Below are 23,926 nucleotides of genomic sequence, written 5' to 3'. Positions count from 1 at the left end.
TGACTGGCGACCTTTTGGGGTGGTCCTCACGGTTCAGGGGATTGACTGGCCGCCACGCGTGGTTACGCTTGCGCACTCCACCCCCGGTTCAGCCGCAGCCTCAGCGCAGGCGCCGACCGGGCACTCCCCGTAACGAATGCGAGCGGTTGATGACGAAGGCGCTGCCCTCCGTGTCACGCCCGGCGACCCCCGGTTTCGCGACCTTTGAGAAACCCCGTCACTCATTGCTCATAGACGGTGACGGCGAGCCTGATTTCAGTGCCATCCAAACGAGTGAGGAATTCCGCGCGCTGAAGCGCCGGATGGCTCGTTTTATTCTCCCCGCGACGGTGCTGTTCCTCGCTTGGTATGTCACGTTTGTATTGCTTTCCGCCTACGCGGCGGACTTCATGAGCACGCCGCTCTTCGGAACGGTGAACGTGGGCCTGACGATGGGATTTCTCCAGTTCGTCACCACGATCGTGATCACAATGGCCTACTCGCGTTACTCCAGGCGGCACATCGACCCGCAGGTGGACAGGGTGCGCGCGCTGGCGGAACCGGATGAGGAGCTCGCGTGACCGGGGCGAACACCGCGCTCAACCTGACCGTCTTCAGCGTCTTCGTCCTGCTGACGCTCTACATCGTGTACCGCGCTTCGACGCGGAACGTGTCGGCGTCGGACTACTACGCGGCGGGCAGCAGCTTCACCGGCACCCAGAACGGCATCGCGCTCTCCGGTGACTTCCTCTCGGCGGCGTCGTTCCTCGGCATCTCCGGCGCCATCGCCGTGAACGGGTACGACGGCTTCCTGTACTCGATCGGGTGGGTCGTCGCCTGGTTGATCAGTCTCATGTTCATCGCGGAGCGGCTGCGCAACACCGGCCGGTTCACGATGGGTGACGTCATGGCGTTCCGCATGCGCCAGCGGCCGGTGCGCGCGGCCGCGGCGAACTCGACGCTGGTGATCTCGCTGTTCTACATGATCGCGCAGATGGCGGGCGCCGGCGGTCTGATGGCGCTGCTGCTCGACGTGCACAGCAAGCTCGGGCAGGCGGTCATCATCGTCGTCGTCGGCATCGTCATGGTGCTGTACGTGCTGGTCGGCGGGATGAAGGGCACCACGTGGGTGCAGATCATCAAGGCCGTCCTGCTGCTGTTGTCGGTGACGATGCTGACGATCTTCCTGATCGGCAAGTTCGGCTTCGACTTCTCCTCGATGCTCGACCGCGCGACGCAGCGGTCCCCGCTGGGCGAGAGCGTGCTCGCGCCGGGCGTGCGCTACGGCGCCACCGGGCTGACGAAGCTCGACTTCCTGTCGCTCGCGCTCGCCTTGGTGCTCGGCACCGCGGCGCTGCCGCACGTCCTGATGCGCTTCTACACGGTGCCGAACGCCCGCGAGGCGCGGAAGTCCGTCGTGTGGGCGACGTGGATGATGGCGATCTTCTACTCCTGCACGATGATCATCGGCTTCGGCGCGATGGCGCTGGTCGGCACGGACAAGATCCTCGACGCCCCCGGTGGCGAGAACTCGGCGGCGCCGCTGCTCGCCTACCAGATCGGCGGGACGGTCCTGCTGGGTGTCGTCTGCGCCGTGGCGTTCGCGACGATCCTCGCGGTGGTCGCGGGTCTGACGCTGACGGCGTCGGCCTCGTTCGCCCACGACGTCTACGCGAACATGATCAAGCACGGTGAGGCGGAGCCGCGCGACGAGGTGCGGGTCGCCCGCATCACGGCCGTCTGCGTCGGTGTGCTGGCGATCGCCGGTGGCATCGCGGCGAACGGCCAGAACATCGCGTTCCTCGTCGCGCTGGCGTTCGCGCTGGCGGCGTCCGCGAACCTGCCGACGCTGCTGTACTCCATGTTCTGGAAGCGCTTCAACACGCGCGGCACGCTCTGGAGCATCTACGGCGGACTCACGTCGTGCTTGCTGCTGATCGCGTTCTCCCCCGCCATCTCCGGCTCGAAGTCGTCGGTCTTCCCCGACGTCGACTTCGCCTACTTCCCGCTCTCGAACCCCGGCATCGTGTCGATCCCGCTGTCGTTCCTGGCCGGGTTCGTGGGCACGGTGCTGGGCGGTGACGAGGCAGACCCCGAGAAGCAGGCGGAGATGGAGGTGCGCGGCCTGACCGGGCTCGGTTCGAACCTGCGCTGACCACCCGTTCGCGTTACGCACGCGGGGCGCTTTCGTTCGCGCTACGAGCACGAAAGCGCCCCGCGTGCGCCGCTGGGCCAGGTCAGGCGGGGCGGGTGGCGGCGGCACGGATGGCGGCGCTCAGCCGGGAGGCCGCCTCCTCGCCGGTGTGCGCGAACCCGAGCGTCGGCTCGGTCAGCTCCAGCTCCAGCAGCAGCGGCTCGCCGCCGGGGCCTTCGACGACGTCCACCCGTGCGTAGAGGAAGTCCGCGCGGCTCAGCGACAGCAGCTCGGCGGTGGCGTCGAGCACCTGGTGCGCGAGGGCGACCTGGGCCGCGGACGGCTCGATGCCGCTCAGCTTCTCCTCCAGGTACAGCCCCGACGCCGACTCGGCCACACCGGCCGCCAGCATCGGTCCCTTGTGGAACGAGTGGGAGTACTCGCCGGCGAAGAACACCAGCGCGGTCTCGCCGCTGGCGTCCACACTGGACTGGTACGGCTGCACGAGCGCCTTGACGCCGAGAGCGGCGAGGTGGGCGCGCGCGGCCTCGTGGGCGGTGAACCGGGCGGCGCCGTGCGAACCGGCACCGACCGCCGGCTTCACCACGAACTCACCGTCCGGGAAGGACGGTTCCTCACCAGGCTCGACCACGGCGGTGGGCACCACGGGCACACCGCGCTCCGCGAGCTGGACGAGGTAGGACTTGTCGGTGTTCCACCGGACCACGGGGGCCGGGTTCGCCAGGGCGGGCACGCGGTCGCACCACTCCAGGAACTCGCCGAGGCGTTCGGTGTAGTCCCACGTCGCGCGCAGCACCACCAGGTCGGCGTCCACGTCGCCGCCCCAGGGCTGCCAGACGACCTCGGCCCCGTCCCGCCGGAGCGCCGTGATCAGGGGAGCGTCGTCGCCGTCCCCCTCGGGCAGCGCGGAGCAGGACGCCAGAACGATTCTCATGACCGCATCTTGGCCATCTTCCGGCGGTGCGCGGGACCGATTTTCGCGGCGGCCGTGGTCTCGCGGTCCCACTCGGCCTGCTCGACGCCCTGCTCGGCCTCGACGGCCCGCGTGGCGGTCTCGACGTCCTTGGTGATCACGTCGCCCATCGCGCCGTCCGCGCCGACCAGCACGATCCGCGCGCCGGCCCGGCCGATGGGCTCCACCACGGCCTTGACCGCGGTGTCCGGCTTGCCGTGGGCCTTCACGAACTCGGCGATGCGCTTCCGCGCGGTGAGATCAGACATCCCCACACTCTAAAACCAGCGGGTAACTTCGGTCGGGTGACCACCGACACGCTCTCGTCGTTCCTCTCGTGGTACTTCGACCACCACCCCGCGCACGCGGGCCAGCTCGGCTCGCTGGAGCACTACTCGACGTTCGGGGACTTCTCCGCCGCCGCCTTCGAGCAGCGGGCGAGGGCGAGAGGCGAGTGGCTCGGGCGGATCGAGCGGCTGCCAGAGTCGGTGGACCGCGACCTCGCGCTGTCGGCGCTGCGGGGCTCGCTCGCCGCGGAGGCGTGGCCGGGCTGGCGGCGTGACCCGCACGAGTACTCGTCGGTGATCTTCTTCGGCCTGCTCGGACCGTTCCTGCACGGGCTGCTGCCCGAGGACGAGCTGGTCGGCGCCGCCGTCGCGAAGCTGGGCGAGGTGCCGTCGGTCCTCGCCGCCGCGCAGGCGAACCTCGACCCGTCGCTCGCGTCGCCGCTCGTCGTGCGGCGGGGGCTCGACCAGGCGCGGACGGGCCGGTCGTTCCTGCTCGACTCGCTGCCGCTCGAGGTCTCCTCCCCCGCGCTGCGGGCGAAGCTGGTGGACGCGGCGGTGCCCGCGGCCGAGGCGTTCGACCGGTACGCGGTGTTCCTGGAGGACCTGGCCGTGCGGGCCATCGGCGACTGGCGGATGGGCGAGAAGCTCTACTCGACCCTGTTGCGGGACAAGGAGCTCCTCGGCTACGGCGCACCGGAGCTGCACCGGCGCGGCCAGGACGCCTACGCCGCGTTGGAGGCGGAGCTCGTCGAGCTGGCGGGCACCGCGGACTGGCGTTCGGTCATGAGCACGCTCCAGGCCGACCACCCGCCCACGCTGGAGGCGATGCGCACCGAGTACGAGGCCGAGACCGCGCGGGCCCGCGCGGCACTGGTCGAGCACTCGCTCGTGACGCTGCCCGAGGGCGAGGAGTGCCGGGTGGTGCCGTCACCGCCGTTCAACCGCGCGGTCATGGCGGTCGCGAGCTACTCGGGGCCGCCGCCGCTGACGTCGAAGCGGACCGGCCACTTCTTCGTGCCGTTCACCCCGCCCGGCGCCACCGACGAGCAGGTCGCGCAACGGTTGCGCACCAACTCCCGGTCACAGCTCCCGACGATCTCGGTGCACGAGGCGTACCCCGGCCACCACTGGCACTCGGCCTGGGTGGCGGCGCAGGGACCGGAACACCCGCTGCGCAAGGTGTTCCGCACTCCGTACTTCTCCGAGGGCTGGGCGTTGTACTCGGAGAAGCTGCTGCGCGAGGTCGGCTACTACACGACGCGGGCGGCGTTGATGAGCCACGTCGAGGCACGTCTGTTCCGCGCGGCCCGCATGATCGTCGACACCGCGCTGCACTGCGGCGACATGACACCGCCGGAGGCGGAGGAGTTCATGCTGGCGCGGACCGCGCTCACCCCGGGCACCGCGGCGGGCGAGGTGAAGCGGTACTGCGCGTGGCCGACCCAGGCGCCGTCGTACCTGACCGGCGCGCTGGAGATCGACCAGATCCGCGAGGAGTACCTGGCAGCGGGGCTGGGGACGCTGCGCGACTTCCACGACAGGATCGCGGGTTCGGGATCGCTACCGCTGGGACTCGCCCGCCGGGTGGCACTCGGCGAGAACTAAGCACGTTCCAGAACTGCGGCCCGTAACGCCCCGCCCGTTCGCGACTCTCTTTCGTGTTTCCCGTGTAGGACGCGGGGGCCCTACGTCCCATGTACGGAAACGTAGGGCCCCCGCGTTCCCAAGCCACGTCACGCAGCGCAGGCGGGGGGCACTGGGTGGGTGACGCGCGGGTGGGTGTGGGGTGGGAGAAGGGACGGAACCTCTGGCGGAGTGTTCAGGCGGCCTGGTAGGTGCGTCCGGCCGAGGTCAGGGTCGTGCCTGTCGACAGGCCGGTCGGGCTTGTCCTCGTGGACAGGGTGAACCAGGCGTACCGCTCCACGAAGGACAGTCCGTCGAGCATCCTCGTCGACGCCGTGATGAACGCGTTCTGCTGCTGCTCGGTCGGGTAGACCGCGCGGCCGGAACGCCAGTCCGTCAGGGCGTACTCGGTGAGCCAGATCGGTTTGCCGTACCGGGCGTGCACGTTGCGCAGGTAGCCCTCCAGGTGACCGGTGGCCGCGCTGGAGAAGTCCTGGCCGTACCAGTGGATCGGGATGAAGTCGACGCGGAGGTTGCGCGCCCGCGCCCCGGCCATGAACCGGTCGAGCCAGCCGCCCGGGACGTCGCCGCCGTAGGCGACGGCCGGGGCGCCGAGCCGCAGCCCGGTGCTCTGCAAGCGCGGCCACAGGTCGAGCGCCCGTTCGACGCTCATGTTCGCCTGGCCGGGCATGTCGGGCTCGTTGAACCCGAGCAGCTGCCTGCCGTTGGCCCTGGCGGCGTTCAGCTCGGCGTCGGTGACGCTGCCCGCGCCCCAGATCATCGGGACGAACTCGGCGTTGCTCTGGATGCCTCGCCGGTCGGAGGCCCAGGTGTAGTACCAGCGGGCGTCCAGGGCGGACATCGCGGCACCGGCGGGACCGGGGTCGTCGGCCGCGTTCACCCCCTTCTTGGCGGAGGCGGCGTGCGATGGAAGCGCTCCCATGAGGAGCAGTGCGATCAGCAGCAGGGTTGTCTTTCGCATGGACCGGTCATACCAGTCCTCATCCGCGTCGTCGCCGCTTTGCCCGCGACCGTGGACGGAGGGAACATCGGGTCGTCCACCCCGGTTGTCCCGGGGTGAACCGATCGAGGAGGACAGATGCCCAAGGCAGTGGTGGTGCGGGAGACCGGCGGTCCCGAGGTGCTGGCGCACACGGAGGTTCCCGCACTGACACCAGGTGACGGTGAGCTGCTGGTCCGCACGGCCGCGGCCGGCGTGAACTACATCGACACCTACCAGCGCAGCGGCGCCTACCAGATCCCGCTGCCCACCACGCTGGGGCTGGAGGGCGCGGGCGAGGTCGTCACGTCGAACTCCCCCGAGTTCGCCGCGGGCGACAAGGTGGCGTGGATGTCCGTCCTCGGCAGCTACGCCTCCGAGGTCGTGGTGCCGGCGTCGGCCGCCGTGCGCGTGCCGGACTCGCTGGACGTGGAGCTGGCCGCCGCCTCGCTGTTGCAGGGCATCACCGCCCACTACCTGGTCCACTCGACCTACGACGTGAAGGAGGGCGACCGGGTGCTCGTGCACGCGGCCGCCGGTGGTGTCGGGCTGCTGCTGACGCAGTGGGCGAAGGCCAAGGGCGCTCACGTGGTCGGCACCGTGTCGACCGACGAGAAGGAGGCGCTGGCCCGTGAGGCCGGCGCGGACGAGGTGCTGCGCTACGGCGACTTCTCGTCGCGGATCGAGAAGGTCGACGTCGTGTACGACGGGGTCGGCCGCGACACGTTCGACGAGTCCCTCGCCTCGCTCAAGCCGCGCGGCCTGCTCGCGCTCTTCGGCGCGGCGTCCGGTCCGGTGCCACCGGTCGACCCGCAGCGGCTCAACGCGGCGGGGTCGGTGTTCCTCACCCGGCCGTCGACCGGCGCCTACCTGCTCGACCGCGCGGAGTTCGAGTGGCGGGCGGCCGACCTGTTCGAGGCGGTCGCGGCCGGGACGCTGAACGTCCGGGTCGGTGGCCGCTACAAACTGGAGGAGGCGGCGCAGGCGCACACGGACCTGCAGTCGCGCCGGACGACCGGCAAGCTGCTGCTCCTGCCGTGACGCCACCGGGAAAGACCTCCGGGATGAATGCCGGAGGTCTTTCCCGGGCCCTTATGCGAATGTTCTTCCATTCCGGGCGTGAACTGACACCTTCGAGTGGTGCGGCTTCGGACTCGTTGATACCTTCCGCCCTTCCCATTACGTTCGTCAATGGATGAGCCGGCGGGGGGCGGGCGGATGACCAGCGGTGCACAGGAATACCGCGGACGCGTGGACCAGTGGAACGCGGACGCGGGGTGGGGAACGATCGCGGCGCCGGAGTTCGACGGCCCGATCTGGGTGCACTTCTCGGCCATCAGCCCATCTGCGGCATCTCCTGGCGGATACCGGAGTCTTCGAACGGGTGAGACCGTCGATTTCACCGCTGAACGCGCGAACCAGGACGAGTTCCGCTGGCGAGCCATCATGGTGACACGCTCAGAGGGGAATCCGAACAGTGAGGAAAACCGGTCTTGACCTGATCGCCACAGCCATCGCCGCGCTTCTCGCGCTGGCATTGCTGCCCGGTACGGCGAACGCGGCACACCACCACACGTTCACGCAAAGCGCCGAGTACTTCGACGCGACGGACAGCAACGGCCGTTTCACCGCACAGGTGAACATGCACTCCGCAATGGTCGTCCCGATGCCGTGGTCCTTCCGGGTCTCGCCCAAGGTGCAGGCGATAGCCACGAGCAACATGAACTGCCGGGCGGGCCATTCCCAGCTTTCCTACAGCGACTCGCACCCGAACGTCCCGGTGGACTACCACTGGCATTCCACGGTCCAGGGCAACCGGGTCGACAACTCGAAGTACGACCTGTGGGGGAACTGCACGTTCCGGGTCCAGGTCGGGGGCAAGCCCGGCACCGCGAACCTCAAGTTCGAGTTCCACTACACGTTGTTCTGCGGGCCCTGCGGGCGCTCCGAGCAGAACGGCGCGGAGGGCTTCGGCAGTGAGCTGACGATCGTGCCGGACTCCCGCGCCACGGTGTCCTGAACGACAGCCGCGGCGGTCCGGGCCTGTGAGAAGGCACCGGACCGCCGCGGCGTTGGAGACTCAGGAGGCGGGCGTGACCTTCACGCCGTCGATCACGAAGACCAGCGTCTCGTTCGGCTGGATGCCGCGACCGCCCTGCCCGTAGCCCTTGGACGGCGGCACGACCAGCAGGCGGCGGCCGTTCTCCTTGAGCCCGACGATGCCCTCGTTCCAGCCGTCGATGACCGGGGCCTGGCCGACGTTCTCGACGTCGAACGGCTTCTTGCCGAACGAGGTGTCCAGGATCTTCTTGTCGGAGAACGTGGTGAGCTGGTAGTTGACCGTGGCCGTCGTGCCGGTCTCGACCGTGGCGCCGGTGCCCTCCACCAGGTCCTTGATGATCAGCTCGTCGGTCGGCTTGCAGGCGGGGATGGTGACCTGCGGCGTCGTTCCGAAGTCGCCGGTGACCTTGAAGTCGTCGGCCTTGCAGGGGTTCGTCGGCGCGCTCTGACCGGACGGGGCGGTCGACGGCTGGGCCGAGCTGCTGCAGCCGGCGATTCCGGCGGCCGCCACGAGCGCCAGGGACGCGATGAGGACGTTGCGCATGGTCGAGCAGCGTATGCGCAGCGGTGTGAGCGGGGCGTAGCAGCCCGGTAGCGGGGTGCGGCGGTTGCTCCGGGCGGACCAGCGGCGTGCGGCGCGAGCGGACGAGACCACGCCGCGTGAGTGGGCGCGGTGGCCGGGCCACCCTCATCCGCCCCGTCCGGCCCATCGGGCGACACCGCGTCACAGCCGCGCACGGATGCGGTCCGGCCACTGGGCCGCCGGGCGGTTATTCCTCCGGGAAATGTCGCACGAATAGCAGCTTCCTAATCTTTAGACCGACGCGTACAGTAACTCCGCGCACTTGATCGGACACTGACCGCATTCGTCCGTTCGGGTAGCGGCCGTTGAGGTGACCCCAGGAGGTGGCAGTTGTGTCCGCGGAGGCCGGAGGCATCCGCAGCAACGTGGTTCAGGAGTTGTTCTGGACGCGGACCGGGTTGCTCCTCCTCATACTCGTCGTCACATCCGGAACGTCGCTGGCCATTTCCAGTCAAATGGAATCGGGAACGCCGAGAAATCTGCTGACGGCGTTGGGAACGGGCACGCTCATCTCCGCGGTCGTGAGCTTCACGCAGACGCTCGTCACGTCGAAGGCCGCGCAGCGGGCGCTCCTCACCCCGGTCATCGAGGAGAGCCGCAAGGCGCTCAAGGAGCTCAGCCAGGAGTACCGGGCGCTCGACCGCGAGTTCTTCCCCAGCCACGTCTTCGAGCCGACGGCGCGGCCGGACCCGGTCTTCAACCAGCTCATGATGCAGGACCTGGAACGGACGCGGCTGTACTGCTTCCGCGGGTTCGCCGGGCGCTACGCGGCGGGAAGAGTGCTGCTCAGCCAGTCGGAGTGCGAGCTGAGGGCCGTGCTGGCCGACCCGAGGGACGACAACGCGATCAGCGGCAGGGCGCGGTACCTGCTGCGCAACGAGGGCGCCGACGGCGACTACGACGAGATCCGCGAACGGCTCAAGGAACAGATCAAGATCGGCCTCGCCGGCCTGTACTCGGCACGCGGGAGGTGCAGCCGGATCGACGTCACGATCGTCTCCGACCCGCCGCTCGACCGGCTGGAGCTGTTCGACGACTCGGTCTGGATGACGCTCTACAGCAACACCGCCGGAGTGCTGAGACCTTATCCGCGGACGCTGCGGTTCACGGAGAGTTCGTTCCTTTACGCAAAGGAGCGCGCGGAGTTCCTGCGCATCAGCAACTCGAAAGCCGGTTATCACTTCGTCCTGACTCCCGGAACGACGAACGACGACTTCCTGGCGTTGTTCGAGAAGATCACCGGCGAGGCTCTCGGCACCGCCGGGTTCCGGGAGCTGGAGGACAAGTTCCACGCATTCCGCCGTGAATTCTCCGCGTCCGCTCAGTTGAGGAGCTGATCGATCTTGCTAGCCGAGTTCACCGGGTTGTCCGCGCTCGAGGAGCTCGCCGCTCGGGTGAAGCGCACCGCGGTTCCGGTGGTGGAGCACTGGCCCGACGTCGGCGCGTGGTTCCGCGGCTGGGCGGCCCGTCCCGAGCTGCGCAAGGAGCTGCGCGCGCACCTCGGCGGGCTCACCCCGGCGCAGGCGACCGGGGTGATCGCGCGCTCCCGGGAGACGACGACGCACTTCGCGTGGTGCCTGCGGGACGAACCCGGCGAGCCGTTCACGTTCTGGCTGCACGAGTACAAGCCGCTGACGGACTGGCGCACGGGCTACGCGGACTCGGTCCACAACCACCGGTACCACTTCTGCACCACCATCCTGAGCGGCGCCTACCTGCACGAACGCTTCGACGCCCGGCTCGGCCTCGGCGGCCGCTCGGTCATCGGCACGGAGCTCACGGACCGCACCCAGTGCGCGCAGGGCGCCACCGGCACGTTGCTCGCGCACGAGTTCCACCGCATCCCCCGTGCCGCCGACGGGACGATGACGTTCCTGGTGAAGTCCCGCGCCGTCACGCCGTGGAGCCTCAGCTACGACCCGGACACCGGGATCAGCCACCGGCACGTGCCCGTCGAGGACAGGCTGGAGGATCTGACGAACCACCTCTGAAGCCGCACCGGACCACCCGGCGCACGCCTACCATCGGCCCACCCCACGGGAGGGCTGATGATGCGTACGCGCACAAGGATTCCGAGGTCTGTCATCGCGGACGTGGAGCGGCGGGTGCGGCGGCTGTGCGAGGACCTGGCCGCCAAGCTGCAGTTCCACGGCTGGCACCACGTGAGCTTCGTCCGCGACAAGTCGGTGCACTTCGCCGAGCGCAACGGCGCCGCGTGCGACGTCGTCGAGGTCGCCGCGCTTGTGCACGACCTGAACTACATGGTCCGCCGCAACTCGCTGCCGACCGACGGCGCGGCGTTGCGGCGCAAGGTCCTGTTCGTCTCCGGCGTCGCGATGGGCGACATCGACCGGATCGAACAGATCGTGCTGGAGGCGGAGATGCGCACCCGCCACCGCGACATCTCGCTGGAGGCGCAGGCGCTGTCCGACGCGGACACGCTGTTCAAGGCGCTGCCGGTGACGCCGGTCGTGCTCGCGCACCGGTACTTGCAGGAGAACGGCATCACGTTGCGCGAGCTGGCGCACAAGATCGTGGGCGAGCAGGTGGGCAAGGCCGACGACGGCTACTACTTCTACGACCGCGAGGCCGCCCTCATGTACTCGAAGTGGGCGGAGGCGAACCTCTCGCTGTGGAAGTGCATCGTCGAGTCGCTCGACGACCCGTGCGTGGAGGAGCTGCTGACCGCTGTCGGGCCGGACGCGCGGGTCACCTGAGGCGCAGGTCGGCGCCCGCGTGCAGGGTGAGGGCGAGGCCGAGGACGTTGCCGCGGCCCAGCATCTCCCAGCGGGTCTGCCGCACCGCCTCACCGGCGGGCATCCCCCCGGCGAGCCGGGCGAGCAGCATGCCGCCCGCCCACCCGGCCATGCCCTGGTCGACGGGCACCTCCGGGCAGATCACGCCCGCGGCGCCCGCCCCGTTCACCAGCGCGTCCACCAGGTGCGCGGCGGGGGACGTCGTGACGACCAGCGGGCGGTGCGGCCAGCCCTCGACCTCCACGGTCTCCAGGACGCCCTCGTCGTAGACGAGGTGCAGCACGTCCGCGCGTTCCTCCGCCAGCGCCCGCGACAGGCCGGACGGGCTGACGTACGCGGACGAGATCGTGTCGGGTGGCAGGAACGACATCAGCTCCGCCACGTGCCGCTGGGTGAGCGCCCGGTCCAGGGCGGGGTCGACGGCCAGCGCCACCCGCACCTGCCGCTGCGCCGGGGCGACCTGCCAGGCGAGCGGTCCCGCCGGCTGCTCCAGCACGCTCGACAGGCCCCAGAAGCCGAAGGGGCACAGGACGTTGCCGCTGTGGTCGGGTTCGGGGCAGCGCGCCGGCACCGGTCCCCCGGCGCCGAACGGGCCGAACCGCGCGACCGACGAGCACAGCCGGTACGGGCCCTCGGTGAACGGCAGGTCGTACACGGCCGCCCACGGCACGCGCGTCTCACCGGCCACGGTGATCACGCCGCCGCGCCGGACGCCCACTCCGTCGGGGAACAGCTGTGCGTGCAGCGCGGCGCCGCGCAGCGCGAACGCGGCGAGGTCCTCGCAGCAGGAGGGGAAGTCCTTGCCGTACCAGTGGTCGAAGCCGGTCACGGGCGGCAGCCGCAGCGGGGTGTCCAGTGCGGTCCAGCGCGGTGTCCCGCCGTCGGTCACCAGCGCCCGTTCGCCGAGGACGAGGACCGACGCGAGCCGGGACGACAGCGGCCCGAGGTCCGCGAACGTCCGCGACAGGCGCAGCCGCTGCCGGATGCGGGACTCGCCGCCGCCGACCGGCAGCACGACCTGCTGGACGTGCACCGGCACGGCGCCGCGGTAGATCACCAGCTCCCCGCCCCACGGCACGGACGCGTACGGCGTCGTCACGGCGAAGCTCACCCACGGGCTGCCGCCCTCGACGGGCAGCACGAACGTCTCGGACCGCACGTCGCGGCCGTTCATGCCGAGCACGGCCCTGAGCTCCAGGTCGGCCGGCAGCGGCACGGCGACCTCGCCGACGCGCACCCACACCTCGTAGTCGGCGCCCGGCCGCAACGCCCCGGCGATGCCCTCGGTGGCGCCCGGCAGCGCGACGACGACCGTCACGGCCCTGTCCAGCGGCGGGGGCGGCGCGGGCAGCGCCGTGTACGTCACCATCCGGCGCCGTTCCAGCTCGCGGAACTGCCAGAGGGCGTCCTCGACCCTGGCCTCACCGGGACGCAGGGGCCGTGCCAGCACGACGTGCGGCGCGCTCCACCCGACCAGCATCGAGGCGGGGTCGACACCGGAGACCCAGGTGTGCACGGCGGTGAAGAGCACGACCGGCCGTCCGAGCCGGCGCAGCGCGGCGACCAGGGGTGCCGAGTCCCAGGAGCGGGTGTCGTGCAGCGCGACCACGTCGCCGGGGACGTCCGCGACCGACGGCAGCGCGTCCGGTGAGGGGAAGTGCCGCAGGTCGAGCACCGCGCACCGCAGCGGGCGCACCCGCGTGACGACCGTCGTCGACGCGGCGAAGCCGGGCGTGAGGCCCTGGCTGACCTGCGCCCACCCGCCGGGATCGGTGATCACGACGAGCGAGGACGACCGGGTCAGGACCGCGACGAAGTCCAGTGGTGAACCTTCACCACCGGTGACGGTGAACTCAACGGGCGCCACAGCCGTACGACTGGAAGTGCAGCTAGAACGGCCAGCCCAGCACCGGCAACCCGACGACCGCGTCCACGGCGAGACCGCAGAACACGAGCATCAGGTAGAGGTTCGACATGTGGAAGAACTTCATGGTGTTCGTGGAGCCGCCGCGACGGACCACGTTGTGCAGCTTGTGCGCGAAGACGGCGAACCACACGCCGGACAGCGCCGCCACGGACACGTAGATCCACGACGTCACGGGAGCGAGGGCGAGCGTGCAGACCACGGTGACCCAGCTGTAGATCACGATCTGCCGCGTCACCTGCTGAGCTGTCGCGACCACGGGCAGCATCGGCACGCCTGCCCTGGCGTAGTCCTCCTTGAACTTCATGGCGAGGGCCCACGTGTGCGGCGGGGTCCAGAAGAAGATCACGCCGAACATGACGAGGGCGGGCCACTCCACCGTGCCCGTCACCGCGCTCCAGCCGATGATCACGGGCATGCAGCCCGCCATGCCGCCCCAGATGATGTTCTGCGAGGTGCGGCGCTTGAGGACCAGGGTGTAGACGAAGATGTAGAAGAGGATCGTCGCGACCGCGAAGACCGCGGACATCAGGTTCACGAAGAACCACAGGAAGGCGAACGACACGACGCCGAGCACCACGCCGAAGATCAGGGCGTTGCGCGGCGGGATGGCGTTGTGCGCGAGCGGCCGGGCGGCCGTGCGCTTCATGACCGAGTCGATGTCGGCGTCGACGAAGCAGTTGAGGGCGTTCGCCGACCCCGCGGCGAGGGTGCCGCCGGTGAGCGTGCAGGCGATCAGCCACAGCGGCGGGAGGCCGTGCTGGGCGAGCAGCATCGCCGGGATCGTCGTGATCAGCAGGAGCTCGATGACGCGCGGCTTCGTGAGTGCCACGTAGGCGCCGACGACCTGGCGAGGCGTCCTGCTGGGCGCCTCGGCGACGAGACTGTCGGCACTCATCGGGTGAACGCTCCTCGTGTCGAGACGGGTGTGAGATCCGGCGACTGATGGTAACCGCGACAAGAACGAACAGCCCGTTCGGGTGCTGGTGTGCCCCGGCACACATGTGCCCGGGAGCTTTCAGATCACCTTCTGAATCTCTCAGGACTAGGCTGGCAGGAGGACGAGGGAGAGACGCGGGTCGGGCTCTTCGGGATCGATTCCGAAGACGCCGGCGCACCCGCCCTAGCGACAAGTTTGGAGCTGTAAGTCCGTGACCGTCACCGACGACATCGCCCGGCTCACCAAGGCCGATCTGCCCGACGACTGGACCGAGCTCGACAAGCGCGCCGTCGACACCGCGCGAGTGCTCGCGGCGGACGCCGTGCAGAACGTCGGCAACGGCCACCCCGGTACGGCCATGAGCCTCGCGCCGCTCGCCTACACGCTCTTCCAGCGCGTGATGCGGCACGACCCCGCCGACCCCGACTGGATCGGCCGCGACCGGTTCGTGCTCTCCGCCGGTCACTCCAGCCTGACCCTGTACGTCCAGCTGTTCCTGTCCGGCTACGGCCTGGAGATCGACGACCTGAAGCACCTGCGCAAGTGGGGCTCGAAGACGCCGGGTCACCCGGAGTACCGCCACACCAGGGGCGTCGAGATCACCACCGGCCCGCTGGGCTCCGGTCTCGCCGCCGCCGTCGGCATGGCGATGGCCGCCCGCCGCGAGCGGGGCCTGTTCGACCCCGGGGCCGCGCCGGGCACGAGCCCGTTCGACCACCACGTCTACGTGATCGCCTCCGACGGTGACATCGAGGAGGGCGTCACAGCCGAAGCCTCGTCGCTCGCCGGCACGCAGCAGCTGGGCAACCTCGTCGTCTTCTACGACGACAACAAGATCTCGATCGAGGACGACACGACGATCGCGCTGTCCGAGGACACCGCGAAGCGCTACGAGGCGTACGGCTGGCACGTCCAGGTCGTCGAGTCGGGCGAGAACGTCAAGGGCATCCTGGAAGCCGTCGAGAAGGCCAAGGCCGTCACCGACAAGCCCTCGTTCATCCTGCTGCGCACGATCATCGGCTACCCGGCGCCGAACAAGCAGAACACCGGCGCCGCGCACGGTGCCGCGCTGGGCGTGGACGAGGTCAAGGCCACCAAGGAGATCCTGGGCTTCGACCCGGAGAAGACCTTCGAGGTCGCCGACGAGGTGCTCGCGCACACCCGCGAGGTCGTGAAGCGCGGCGAGCACGCCAAGGCGCAGTGGCAGCCGTCGTTCGACGAGTGGGCCTCGGCCAACCCGGAGAACAAGAAGCTGCTCGACCGCCTGACCTCCCGCGAGCTGCCCGAGGGCTGGGACGCGGACCTGCCGAGCTACCCGGTGGACGCGAAGGGCCTGCCGACCCGGAAGGCGTCCGGTGAGGTCATCAACGCGCTCGCCAAGCACCTGCCCGAGCTGTGGGGCGGTTCCGCCGACCTCGCCGAGTCGAACCTGACGACCATCAAGGGCGCCAAGTCGTTCGGCCCGGAGTCGATCTCGACGGGCATGTGGAGCGCCGACCCGTACGGCCGCGTGCTGCACTTCGGCGTCCGCGAGAACGCCATGGGCATGATCCTCAACGGCATCGCGCTGCACGGCCCGACCCGCCCGTTCGGCGGCACCTTCCTGGTGTTCTCCGACTACATGCGCCCGGCGGTGCGGCTCGCGGCGATCATGCAGGCCGCCGTCACCTACGTGTGGACGCACGACTCCATCGGCCTGGGCGAGGACGGCCCGACGCACCAGCCGATCGAGCACCTCGCCGCGCTGCGCGCGATCCCGGACTTCGCCGTGGTCCGTCCCGGCGACGCCAACGAGACCGCGTACGCCTGGAAGGCCGTGATCGAGCAGCTCGGCCCGGTCGGCCTGGCGCTGTCGCGGCAGAACGTCCCGACGCTGGAGGGCACCTCCGCCGAGGGCGTGAAGCGCGGTGGCTACGTGCTCTTCGGCGACGAGAACCCGGAGATCGTGATCATCGGCACTGGCTCGGAGCTGCAGGTGGCCGCCGAGGCCGGGAAGGTCCTGCAGGGCGAGGGCGTTGCAGTGCGCGTGGTCTCCATGCCGTCGCTCGACTGGTTCGAGAAGCAGGACGCCGAGTACCGGGAGTCGGTGATCCCGTCCTCGGTGAAGGCGCGCGTCGCCGTCGAGGCCGGCATCGCCCAGCCGTGGTACCGCCACGTCGGCGACGCGGGCGAGATCGTGTCGATCGAGCACTTCGGCGCGTCCGCCGACTACCAGGTCCTGTTCAAGGAGTTCGGCTTCACGACGGAGAACGTCGTCGCCGCCGCCCGCCGTTCCCTTGACAACGTGAGGGGTAAGAAGTGAGCAAGCCGAATCTGGAAGCCCTGTCCGGAGCCGGTGTGTCGATCTGGCTGGACGACCTGTCCCGCGAGCGGCTCACCAGCGGAAACCTCGACGAGCTGATCCGGGAGTGGAACGTCGTCGGCGTGACGACGAACCCGACGATCTTCGCGGGCGCCCTGTCGAAGGGCGAGTCCTACGACGAGCAGGTCCGCGAGCTGTCGAGCCGCGGCGCCGACACCGAGGCGACCATCCGCGAGGTCACCACGACCGACGTGCGCAACGCGTGCGACAAGTTCCGCGACATCTACAACTCGACCAACGGCGTCGACGGCCGCGTCTCCATCGAGGTCGACCCGCGCCTGGCGTTCGACACGGACAAGACCGTGGCCGAGGCGCAGGACCTGTGGAAGACCGTCGACCGGCCGAACCTGCTGGTCAAGATCCCGGCCACCGAGGCGGGCATCCCGGCGATCACGAAGGTGATCGGCGAGGGCATCTCGGTCAACGTGACGCTGATCTTCTCGGTCGAGCGCTACGAGGCCGTGATGAACGCCTACATCGCGGGTCTGGAGCAGGCCAAGGCCAACGGCCACGACCTCCGCTCGATCCACTCCGTGGCCTCGTTCTTCGTGTCCCGCGTGGACACCGAGATCGACAAGCGCCTGGACAAGATCGGCACCGACGAGGCGAAGGCGTTGCGCGGCAAGGCCGCCCTCGCCAACGCGTGGATCGCCTACGGTGCGTTCGAGAAGACGTTCCAGGGCGAGCGCTGGGAGGCGCTCAAGGCGGACGGCGCGAACGCGCAGCGTCCACTGTGGGCGTCGACCGGCGTGAAGGACCCGAGCTACTCCCCCACCCTCTACGTCGACCAGCTCGTCGTGAACGACGTCGTGAACACGATGCCGGAGAAGACGCTGCAGGCCGTCGCGGACGCGGGCAAGATCTCCGGTGACACGGTCACCGGCCGCGCGGCGGAGGGCCAGGAGGTGTTCGACAAGCTCGCCGCCGTGGGAGTCGACCTCCAGGACGTGTTCGTCGTCCTGGAGACCGAGGGCGTCGAGAAGTTCGAGAAGTCCTGGGAAGAGTTGCTCGAGACGGTGACGAACCAACTGGCTCAACTGAAGGGCTGAGGAACCAAGTGACCTCCGTCGACATCGTGAGGTCACCGAACGCCGACCAGGTCAGCATCATCGCTGCTGACCTGGTCGCGGATTCGGTGCCGAGCAAGCTGACCGCGCAGGACCCGACCCTGTGGGGTCCGGAAGCCGAGTCCGAGGCGAGCATCCGCCTGTCGTGGACGACGTTGCACGAGACGTCCCGCGCACTGCTCCCGGAGCTCAAGGCGCTGCGCGAGGACCTGCACGCCGAGGGCGTGGACCGCGTCGTGCTCGCGGGCATGGGCGGCTCCTCGCTGGCCCCCGAGGTGATCACGCGGACGCAGGGCGTGCCGCTGGTCGTCCTGGACACCACCGATCCCGCCCAGGTCGCCGACGCGCTCGCCGGTGACCTGCAGCGCACGGTGATCGTGGTGTCCTCCAAGTCCGGTGGGACGGTCGAGACCGACAGCCACCGGCGCATCTTCGAGAAGGCTTTCACCGACGCGGGGATCGACGCCGCGTCGCGCATCGTCGTGGTCACCGACCCCGGCTCGCCGCTGCAGTCCGCGTCGGAGGAGGCCGGGTACCGCAAGGTGTTCCTGGCCGACCCGAACGTGGGCGGCCGGTACTCGGCGCTCACGGCGTTCGGCCTCGTGCCGTCCTACCTCGCGGGCGCCGACGTCGAGTCGCTGCTCGACGAGGCCGCCGAGGTCGCGAAGATCGTGTCGCAGGACTCCGCCGAGAACCCCGCGGTGCAGCTGGCCGCGATCTTCGGCGCCGCGCACGCCAACGGCGCGGAGAAGATCGTCTTCGCCGACACCGGTTCCGGCATCAAGGGCTTCGGCGACTGGGCCGAGCAGCTCATCGCCGAGTCGACCGGCAAGAACGGCACCGGCCTGCTGCCGGTCGTCGTCGAGGGTCCCGGCGCCGAGGGCTTCGTGAACGCGCGCTCCGACGCCACGACCGTCGCGATCGGACCGGCCACCGGCTCGGCGACCGTCGCGGTCGAGGGCAAGCTCGGCGCGCAGTTCCTGCTGTGGGAGTACGCGACCGCGCTCGTGGGCAGGGTGCTCGGGATCAACCCGTTCGACCAGCCCGACGTCGAGGCCGCCAAGAAGGCCGCTCGCGCGCTGCTCGACGCGCCGGCCGTCGCCGCCACCGAGCCGTCCTTCGTGGACGGTCCGGTCGAGGCGCACGGCACGGACTGGGCGCCGCGGAAGGTGAGCACCGTCGCCGAGGCGCTCGCGGCACTGGTCGAGGTGGCGCCCGACCACGGCTACATCTCCGTTCAGGCGTACTTGGACAGGATCGACGACGCGTCGTTCGAGCTGCTCCGCGCGGAGATCGCGAAGAGGACGCACCTGCAGACGACGTTCGGCTGGGGTCCCCGCTTCCTGCACTCGACCGGCCAGTACCACAAGGGCGGTCACCAGAACGGCGTGTTCGTCCAGATCACCGGCGAGTCCGGCGACGACCTGGAGGTGCCCGGCCGTCCGTACACGCTGGCGCAGCTGCAGCTCGCGCAGGCGCTCGGCGACGGCCAGGTGCTCGCCGAGCACGGCCGCCCGGTGCTGAGGCTGCACCTGACCGACCGCGTCGCGGGTCTGGCCCAGCTCGTCGAGGCAGTCCAGGAGGACGGCTCGTGACCACATCCGCCAAGTGGCGCAACCCGCTGCGGGACCCGCGCGACAAGCGCATGCCCCGCATCGCGGGCCCGAGCGCGCTGGTCATCTTCGGTGTCACCGGTGACCTGTCGCGCAAGAAGCTCATGCCCGCCATCTACGACCTCGCCAACCGGGGTCTGCTGCCGCCGGGCTTCGGGCTCGTCGGCTTCGCCCGCCGCGACTGGGCCGACCAGGACTTCATGAAGGTCGTCCACGACGCGGTGAAGGAGCACGCGCGCACGCCGTTCAACGAGGCCGTGTGGCAGCAGCTCGCCGAGGGCATCCGGTTCGTGCAGGGCACGTTCGACGACGACGAGGCGTTCGACAGCCTGGCGTCGTGCCTGGCCGCGCTGGACGCCGAACGCGGCACGGGCGGCAACCACGCGTTCTACCTGTCGATCCCGCCGAGCGCGTTCCCGACGGTGGTCAACCAGCTCAAGCGCGCGGGCCTCGCCCAGGCGAAGGGCGACCAGTGGCGCCGCGTCGTCATCGAGAAGCCGTTCGGGCACGACCTGAAGTCGGCCAAGGAGCTCAACCGCACGGTCAACGAGGTGTTCCCCGAGGAGTCGGTGTTCCGCATCGACCACTACCTCGGCAAGGAGACCGTGCAGAACATCCTGGCGCTGCGGTTCGCGAACCAGCTGTACGAACCCATCTGGAACTCGAACTACGTCGACCACGTGCAGATCACCATGGCCGAGGACATCGGTCTCGGTGGCCGCGCCGGCTACTACGACGGCATCGGCGCGACGCGCGACGTCATCCAGAACCACCTGTTGCAGCTGCTCGCGCTGATCGCGATGGAGGAGCCGGTCTCGTTCAAGCCGGCCGACCTGCGCGCGGAGAAGGTGAAGATCCTGTCGGCGACGCGTCCCGCGGAGCCGTTCGAGGAGACCACCGCGCGCGGCCAGTACACCGGTGGCTGGCAGGGCGGCCAGAAGGTGCCCGGCCTGCTGGAGGAGGGCGGCTTCTCGCCGGAGTCGAAGACCGAGACGTTCGGCGCGATCACCTGCGAGGTCAACACCCGCCGCTGGGCCGGGGTGCCGTTCTACCTGCGCACCGGCAAGCGCCTGGGCCGCCGCGTCACCGAGGTGGCCGTCGTGTTCAAGCGGGCGCCGCACCTGCCGTTCGACGACACCGCGACCGAGGAGCTGGGGCAGAACGCCCTGGTCGTGCGCGTGCAACCGGACGAGGGCGTGACCATCCGGTTCGGCTCGAAGGTGCCGGGCAACACGATGGAGGTCCGCGACGTCACGATGGACTTCGGCTACGGCCACTCGTTCACCGAGTCGTCGCCGGAAGCCTACGAGCGGCTGCTGCTCGACGTGCTGCTCGGCGAGCCGTCGCTGTTCCCGAAGAACGACGAGGTCGAGCTCTCCTGGGAGATCCTCGACCCGGTGCTCGAGTTCTGGGCGCGCAAGGACGAGCCCGCGCTCGAGAAGTACAAGGCCGGTACGTGGGGGCCGCCGTCGGCGGACGCGATGACGGCTCGGACCGGAAGGCACTGGAGGCGTCCGTGATCATCGACCTGCCCTCGACCACCACCTCGCAGATCAACTCGCGGCTGGTCCGGCTGCGCGACGAAGGCGGCGCGACGACCCTCGGGCGCGTGCTGACCCTCGTGATCGTGACCGAGGACGGCCAGCGCACCGACGCCGCGATCGACGCGGCCAACGACGCCTCGCGCGAGCACCCGTGCCGCGTGATCGTCGTGGCGCGCGGTGCCCGGCAGGCCGCGCCGCGGCTCGACGCGCAGATCCGCGTCGGCGGCGACGCGGGCGCGTCCGAGGTCGTCGTCCTGCGCCTGTACGGCGAACTGGCCAAGGAGGGCGCGTCCTGCGTCATGCCGCTGCTGCTGCCGGACACCCCGGTCGTGGCGTGGTGGCCCTTCGAGGCGCCGGTGTCGCCGTCGAAGGACCCGATCGGCCAGCTCGCGCAGCGCCGCATCACCGACGCGGCCGCCGAGAAGAACCCGATCAAGGCCCTGGAGACCCGGCGGGCGCACTACGCGCCGGGCGACACGGACCTGGCGTGGACGCGGCTGACGGTGTGGCGGGCGATGCTCGCCGCGTCGCTGGACCTGCCGCCGTACGAGAAGGTCACCGAGGCCGAGGTCACCGGCGAGGCCGACTCGCCGTCGACGGACCTGCTGGCCGCGTGGCTGACCGACCGGCTGAAGGTGCCCGTCAAGCGGTTCAAGGCGACCTCGGGCGAGGGCATCGTCCAGGTGCGGCTGAACCGTCCCGGCGGTGAGGTCGACCTGCACCGCCCCGACGGCAGGGTGGGCACGCTCGCGCAGCCCGGCCAGCCGTCCCGCAGCGTCGCGTTGCAGCGCCGTTCGGTGCGCGACTGCCTCGCGGAGGAGCTGCGCAGGCTCGACCCCGACGAGGTCTACGCGGGCGCGCTGAAGTCGTTGTCGAAGGTCGCGAAGGGCCGCGTGCCGTCCGCCAAGCCGGAGGAGGCCCCCGCCGAGGCGGCGGCCGAGCCCGCGAACGGCAAGGCGGCGCGCAAGGCGAAGGCGAAGGCGGGCTCGTGAGCGGTCCCCAGGTGGTGGTCCACCGCGACGGCGACCTCCTGGCCGCCGCCGCGGCGGCCCGCCTCGTCACGCGCGTGGTCGACGCGCAGGCCGCCCGCGGCTTCGCGTCGGTCGTGCTGACCGGAGGCCGCACCGGCACGGCCGTGCTGGAGCACCTCAACCGCAACGGCGCCCGTGACGCCGTGGACTGGTCCCGCGTCGACCTGTTCTGGGGCGACGAGCGCTTCCTGCCCTCCGGGCACCCGGAGCGCAACGAGACGCAGGCCCGCGCGGCGTTGCTCGACCACGTGCCGGTCGACCCGTCGCGCGTGCACGTGATGGAGCCGTCCGACGGCAAGTTCGGCGACGACCCGGAAGCGGCGGCGGAGGCGTACGCGTCCCTGCTGGCCTCGCTCGCGCGGCCGGAGGACCACGGCGACGTGCCGACGTTCGACGTGTGCATGCTGGGTGTCGGCGAGGAGGGCCACGTGGCCTCCGTGTTCCCGGACTCCCCCGCGGTGCACGAGAAGGAGCGCACCGTCGTCGCGGTCCGCGACTGCCCGAAGCCGCCGCCCACGCGCGTCTCGCTGACCCTGTCGTCGGTGCGCCGCGCGCAGGAGGTGTGGCTGATGACGACCGGCGAGGGCAAGGCCGCCGCCGTGTCGATGGCGTTGAGCGGTACCGGCGAGGTGCAGCTGCCCGCCGCCGGTGCCACCGGGCAGCGGCGGACGTTGTGGCTGCTGGACACGGCCGCCGCCGCGGCCGTGCCCGACCTGTTCAAGCCTCCGTCGGCCTGAGGCTCGCACGGCCCCCGGACCCCGGTCCGGGGGCCGTCTCGCACAGCTTGCTGATCCGCAACGTGCACGACGGGTGCGAAGCCAGCACCCGCGCCCGCAGCCCGGCCACGTGCTCCTCGTTCCTCCAGCGCTGCAACACTTCCAGCAGCAACGGCCCGTACCCCAGCTCGGCCGCGACGCGGTCGGCCCGCAGCTCAGCGCGCCTGCTCGTCAACGCGAGCAACGGCGCGACCACCGGCACCAGCAACAGCCACGGGCTCGCCGCCACCGCCGCCACGGCCAGCGCCACCACCAGCAGCAGCGACACCACCATCGCGAGCCGGGTCCTCAACGCGGCCCCCGCCGCCAGCACGCCCCACCCGAGCGCGAAGACCAGCAGCACCAGCGCCCGCGCCGGCAGCTCGTACCACCACCGCAGCAGCGACGCCCTGGTGTGCCCGGCCAGATGGTGCCCCAGTTCGTGCGCCAGCACCGCCTCGAGCTGCTCCGGCGGCAATGCGAGCGCCGCCGTGGACACCCCCACGACCCGCCCGCCGACCGCCATCGCGTTGATGTCGCGGGAGTTCTGGATCCACAGCCGGTACCGCCGCGAGTCCGCCGAGGCCGCGTCGCACACGGACCCCAGCAACGGCAGCAGCACCCTGCGTTCGGTCGGTGTGGGCAGCCGCAGCCGGTGGGCCAGCGCCGCCGCCACGTCCACGACCGGCAGCAGCACCACGACCCCGGAGAGCAGCCACAGCACCGGGAACACCCAGGGGGCCTGCGGTGTCAGGGCCTTGCCCGGCACCGTCACGACCAGCAGGCTGCTCAGCACCGTCGGCACGGCGAGCAGCAACTCGGACACGGCGGAGGAGTCGAATCGTCGTCGGGCTGCGCGCATCGTCACCACCTCGCGAGGACTCCGAGCGTCGCAGCAGTCTCCCGTTCGTGTCCAGACGGTTCGCTCGACCTGCCCAGCGGCCAGTCAGGGAAAGCGCTTACCGTGTGCCCTGCGGGCGGCCACTCGGACCACTTCCGGGTCGGAGTCGCCCAGCAGGCGCTCGTACGCCTTGGCCGGCAGGTCCGCGCGGTGCGCCAGCGCCAGCCGCACCGCCCGTTCCTCGTGCGCGGCCAGGCGAAACAGCGCCACCGGCGAGGTGGCGGGGTTCTCCGCCACGAGGACGTCGGGATGCACCACCTCGTCCTCGCACACCAGCCGGAAGTACGCCGCGGTCTCCTCTGGTTCCTGCACTTCCGCACACCCCTACTTGCCCTTGAAGCCCTGCGGCGCAACGACTCCGCACTGATTCGGTCACCGGTCGATCACCCCACC

23 protein-coding genes are annotated in these 23,926 nt (G+C 70.3%); 15 read left to right on the top strand and 8 right to left on the bottom strand.

Translation table 11 applies throughout. The features are described 5' to 3' along the window. Window positions 1-149: 149 nt before the first annotated feature. Together BLT23_RS34010 and BLT23_RS34005 are read left to right on the top strand one after the other, a co-directional pair. Window positions 150-560, top strand: coding sequence for a DUF485 domain-containing protein (locus BLT23_RS34010; protein ID WP_090057546.1), 411 nt, complete (start codon window positions 150-152; stop codon window positions 558-560). Next, complete coding sequence (locus BLT23_RS34005) at window positions 557-2,134, top strand: solute symporter family protein (RefSeq protein ID WP_090057543.1); 1,578 nt, start codon at window positions 557-559, stop codon at window positions 2,132-2,134. The genes BLT23_RS34010 and BLT23_RS34005 overlap by 4 nt, the downstream gene beginning before the upstream one ends. Before the next feature lie 82 nt (window positions 2,135-2,216). Here BLT23_RS34005 and BLT23_RS34000 read toward each other — a convergent pair whose 3' ends face one another. Both BLT23_RS34000 and BLT23_RS33995 read right to left on the bottom strand, forming a co-directional pair. Next, complete coding sequence (locus BLT23_RS34000) at window positions 2,217-3,068, bottom strand: ATP-grasp domain-containing protein (RefSeq protein ID WP_090057541.1); 852 nt, start codon at window positions 3,066-3,068, stop codon at window positions 2,217-2,219. Continuing rightward, on the bottom strand, window positions 3,065-3,355 hold the full coding sequence (locus BLT23_RS33995; RefSeq protein WP_090057538.1) for a hypothetical protein: 291 nt from the start codon (window positions 3,353-3,355) through the stop codon (window positions 3,065-3,067). Before BLT23_RS33995 ends, BLT23_RS34000 begins: the two co-directional genes overlap by 4 nt. 36 nt (window positions 3,356-3,391) lie before the next feature. Between BLT23_RS33995 and BLT23_RS33990 the strand changes: the two genes are divergently transcribed. Then, window positions 3,392-4,978: a DUF885 domain-containing protein gene (locus BLT23_RS33990; RefSeq protein WP_090057534.1), complete on the top strand. Its 1,587-nt coding sequence runs from the start codon at window positions 3,392-3,394 to the stop codon at window positions 4,976-4,978. 214 nt (window positions 4,979-5,192) lie between these two features. On the opposite strand, the gene BLT23_RS33985 is transcribed toward BLT23_RS33990, so the two are convergent. Next, a complete protein-coding gene (locus tag BLT23_RS33985) occupies window positions 5,193-5,978 on the bottom strand; it encodes a glycoside hydrolase family protein (RefSeq protein WP_090057532.1) in 786 nt (261 codons plus the stop codon). 117 nt (window positions 5,979-6,095) lie between these two features. Between BLT23_RS33985 and BLT23_RS33980 the strand changes: the two genes are divergently transcribed. The 3 genes from BLT23_RS33980 to BLT23_RS33970 all read left to right on the top strand — a co-directional run bounded on the left by BLT23_RS33980 (window position 6,096) and on the right by BLT23_RS33970 (window position 8,016). Then, window positions 6,096-7,037, top strand: coding sequence for a quinone oxidoreductase family protein (locus BLT23_RS33980; RefSeq protein WP_090057529.1), 942 nt, complete (start codon window positions 6,096-6,098; stop codon window positions 7,035-7,037). Window positions 7,038-7,187: 150 nt separating this feature from the next. After that, the gene (locus tag BLT23_RS33975; protein ID WP_342713717.1) at window positions 7,188-7,493 is read left to right on the top strand and encodes a cold-shock protein; all 306 of its coding nucleotides are present in this window, start codon (window positions 7,188-7,190) and stop codon (window positions 7,491-7,493) included. Continuing rightward, a complete protein-coding gene (locus BLT23_RS33970) occupies window positions 7,474-8,016 on the top strand; it encodes a hypothetical protein (RefSeq protein WP_143036134.1) in 543 nt (180 codons plus the stop codon). Before BLT23_RS33975 ends, BLT23_RS33970 begins: the two co-directional genes overlap by 20 nt. A gap of 60 nt (window positions 8,017-8,076) precedes the next feature. On the opposite strand, the gene BLT23_RS33965 is transcribed toward BLT23_RS33970, so the two are convergent. Next, entirely contained in the window at window positions 8,077-8,601 is a 525-nt protein-coding gene (locus BLT23_RS33965) for an FKBP-type peptidyl-prolyl cis-trans isomerase (protein WP_090057647.1), read from the bottom strand. Window positions 8,602-9,038: 437 nt separating this feature from the next. On the opposite strand from BLT23_RS33965, the gene BLT23_RS33960 reads away from it, so the two are divergent. From BLT23_RS33960 to BLT23_RS33950, 3 genes are read left to right on the top strand one after another with little or no spacing between them, the layout of a single operon-like run. Then, window positions 9,039-9,977: a hypothetical protein gene (locus tag BLT23_RS33960; protein ID WP_425434444.1), complete on the top strand. Its 939-nt coding sequence runs from the start codon at window positions 9,039-9,041 to the stop codon at window positions 9,975-9,977. 6 nt (window positions 9,978-9,983) lie between these two features. Next, window positions 9,984-10,631 carry a hypothetical protein gene (locus BLT23_RS33955; protein WP_245744484.1) on the top strand — a complete coding sequence of 216 codons (648 nt, stop codon included), beginning with the start codon at window positions 9,984-9,986 and terminating at the stop codon, window positions 10,629-10,631. Window positions 10,632-10,688: 57 nt separating this feature from the next. Next, on the top strand, window positions 10,689-11,357 hold the full coding sequence (locus BLT23_RS33950; protein WP_176947051.1) for an HD domain-containing protein: 669 nt from the start codon (window positions 10,689-10,691) through the stop codon (window positions 11,355-11,357). Here BLT23_RS33950 and BLT23_RS41115 read toward each other — a convergent pair. Then, window positions 11,350-13,263 carry a hypothetical protein gene (locus BLT23_RS41115; protein WP_090057521.1) on the bottom strand — a complete coding sequence of 638 codons (1,914 nt, stop codon included), beginning with the start codon at window positions 13,261-13,263 and terminating at the stop codon, window positions 11,350-11,352. The genes BLT23_RS33950 and BLT23_RS41115 overlap by 8 nt on opposite strands. A 22-nt stretch (window positions 13,264-13,285) precedes the next feature. Then, complete coding sequence (locus BLT23_RS33940; protein WP_090057519.1) at window positions 13,286-14,218, bottom strand: heme o synthase; 933 nt, start codon at window positions 14,216-14,218, stop codon at window positions 13,286-13,288. A 253-nt stretch (window positions 14,219-14,471) separates the two neighbouring features. Between BLT23_RS33940 and tkt the strand changes: the two genes are divergently transcribed. From tkt to pgl, 6 genes are read left to right on the top strand one after another with little or no spacing between them, the layout of a single operon-like run. Further along, the gene (gene tkt / locus BLT23_RS33935; RefSeq protein WP_090057515.1) at window positions 14,472-16,562 is read left to right on the top strand and encodes a transketolase; all 2,091 of its coding nucleotides are present in this window, start codon (window positions 14,472-14,474) and stop codon (window positions 16,560-16,562) included. Beyond that, window positions 16,559-17,671 (top strand): transaldolase, encoded by a 1,113-nt coding sequence (gene tal, locus BLT23_RS33930; RefSeq protein WP_090057512.1) that lies wholly within the window; start codon window positions 16,559-16,561, stop codon window positions 17,669-17,671. The genes tkt and tal overlap by 4 nt, the downstream gene beginning before the upstream one ends. A gap of 8 nt (window positions 17,672-17,679) precedes the next feature. Then, window positions 17,680-19,284 (top strand): glucose-6-phosphate isomerase, encoded by a 1,605-nt coding sequence (locus BLT23_RS33925; protein ID WP_425434442.1) that lies wholly within the window; start codon window positions 17,680-17,682, stop codon window positions 19,282-19,284. 50 nt (window positions 19,285-19,334) lie between these two features. After that, the gene (zwf, locus tag BLT23_RS33920; RefSeq protein WP_143036138.1) at window positions 19,335-20,822 is read left to right on the top strand and encodes a glucose-6-phosphate dehydrogenase; all 1,488 of its coding nucleotides are present in this window, start codon (window positions 19,335-19,337) and stop codon (window positions 20,820-20,822) included. Next, the gene (opcA, locus tag BLT23_RS33915; RefSeq protein ID WP_090057636.1) at window positions 20,819-21,838 is read left to right on the top strand and encodes a glucose-6-phosphate dehydrogenase assembly protein OpcA; all 1,020 of its coding nucleotides are present in this window, start codon (window positions 20,819-20,821) and stop codon (window positions 21,836-21,838) included. The genes zwf and opcA overlap by 4 nt, the downstream gene beginning before the upstream one ends. Further along, window positions 21,835-22,614: a 6-phosphogluconolactonase gene (gene pgl / locus BLT23_RS33910; protein ID WP_090057502.1), complete on the top strand. Its 780-nt coding sequence runs from the start codon at window positions 21,835-21,837 to the stop codon at window positions 22,612-22,614. Before opcA ends, pgl begins: the two co-directional genes overlap by 4 nt. Here the strand turns inward: pgl and BLT23_RS33905 are convergent. Both BLT23_RS33905 and BLT23_RS33900 read right to left on the bottom strand, forming a co-directional pair. Beyond that, on the bottom strand, window positions 22,595-23,494 hold the full coding sequence (locus tag BLT23_RS33905; RefSeq protein WP_143036133.1) for a M48 family metalloprotease: 900 nt from the start codon (window positions 23,492-23,494) through the stop codon (window positions 22,595-22,597). The genes pgl and BLT23_RS33905 overlap by 20 nt on opposite strands. An 84-nt stretch (window positions 23,495-23,578) precedes the next feature. Beyond that, window positions 23,579-23,845 (bottom strand): hypothetical protein, encoded by a 267-nt coding sequence (locus tag BLT23_RS33900; RefSeq protein ID WP_090057495.1) that lies wholly within the window; start codon window positions 23,843-23,845, stop codon window positions 23,579-23,581. Window positions 23,846-23,926 lie beyond the last annotated feature (81 nt).

The sequence above is a fragment of the Lentzea fradiae genome (assembly GCF_900100955.1).
In the GTDB taxonomy this organism is placed as follows: domain Bacteria; phylum Actinomycetota; class Actinomycetes; order Mycobacteriales; family Pseudonocardiaceae; genus Lentzea; species Lentzea fradiae.
The sequence above is the reverse complement of the archived record's forward strand: the minus strand, read 5'-3'. Positions and strand labels throughout refer to the sequence as shown.

Coding starts and splice junctions, on each gene's coding strand:
- BLT23_RS34010 (WP_090057546.1), top strand. CDS start 150: ATGACGAAGGCGCTGCCCTCCGTGTCACGCCCGGCGACCCCCGGTTTC.
- BLT23_RS34000 (WP_090057541.1), bottom strand. CDS start 3,068: ATGAGAATCGTTCTGGCGTCCTGCTCCGCGCTGCCCGAGGGGGACGGC.
- BLT23_RS33995 (WP_090057538.1), bottom strand. CDS start 3,355: ATGTCTGATCTCACCGCGCGGAAGCGCATCGCCGAGTTCGTGAAGGCC.
- BLT23_RS33985 (WP_090057532.1), bottom strand. CDS start 5,978: ATGCGAAAGACAACCCTGCTGCTGATCGCACTGCTCCTCATGGGAGCG.
- BLT23_RS33980 (WP_090057529.1), top strand. CDS start 6,096: ATGCCCAAGGCAGTGGTGGTGCGGGAGACCGGCGGTCCCGAGGTGCTG.
- BLT23_RS33975 (WP_342713717.1), top strand. CDS start 7,188: ATGGATGAGCCGGCGGGGGGCGGGCGGATGACCAGCGGTGCACAGGAA.
- BLT23_RS33965 (WP_090057647.1), bottom strand. CDS start 8,601: ATGCGCAACGTCCTCATCGCGTCCCTGGCGCTCGTGGCGGCCGCCGGA.
- BLT23_RS33950 (WP_176947051.1), top strand. CDS start 10,689: ATGATGCGTACGCGCACAAGGATTCCGAGGTCTGTCATCGCGGACGTG.
- BLT23_RS33940 (WP_090057519.1), bottom strand. CDS start 14,218: ATGAGTGCCGACAGTCTCGTCGCCGAGGCGCCCAGCAGGACGCCTCGC.
- zwf (WP_143036138.1), top strand. CDS start 19,335: ATGCCCCGCATCGCGGGCCCGAGCGCGCTGGTCATCTTCGGTGTCACC.
- BLT23_RS33905 (WP_143036133.1), bottom strand. CDS start 23,494: ATGCGCGCAGCCCGACGACGATTCGACTCCTCCGCCGTGTCCGAGTTG.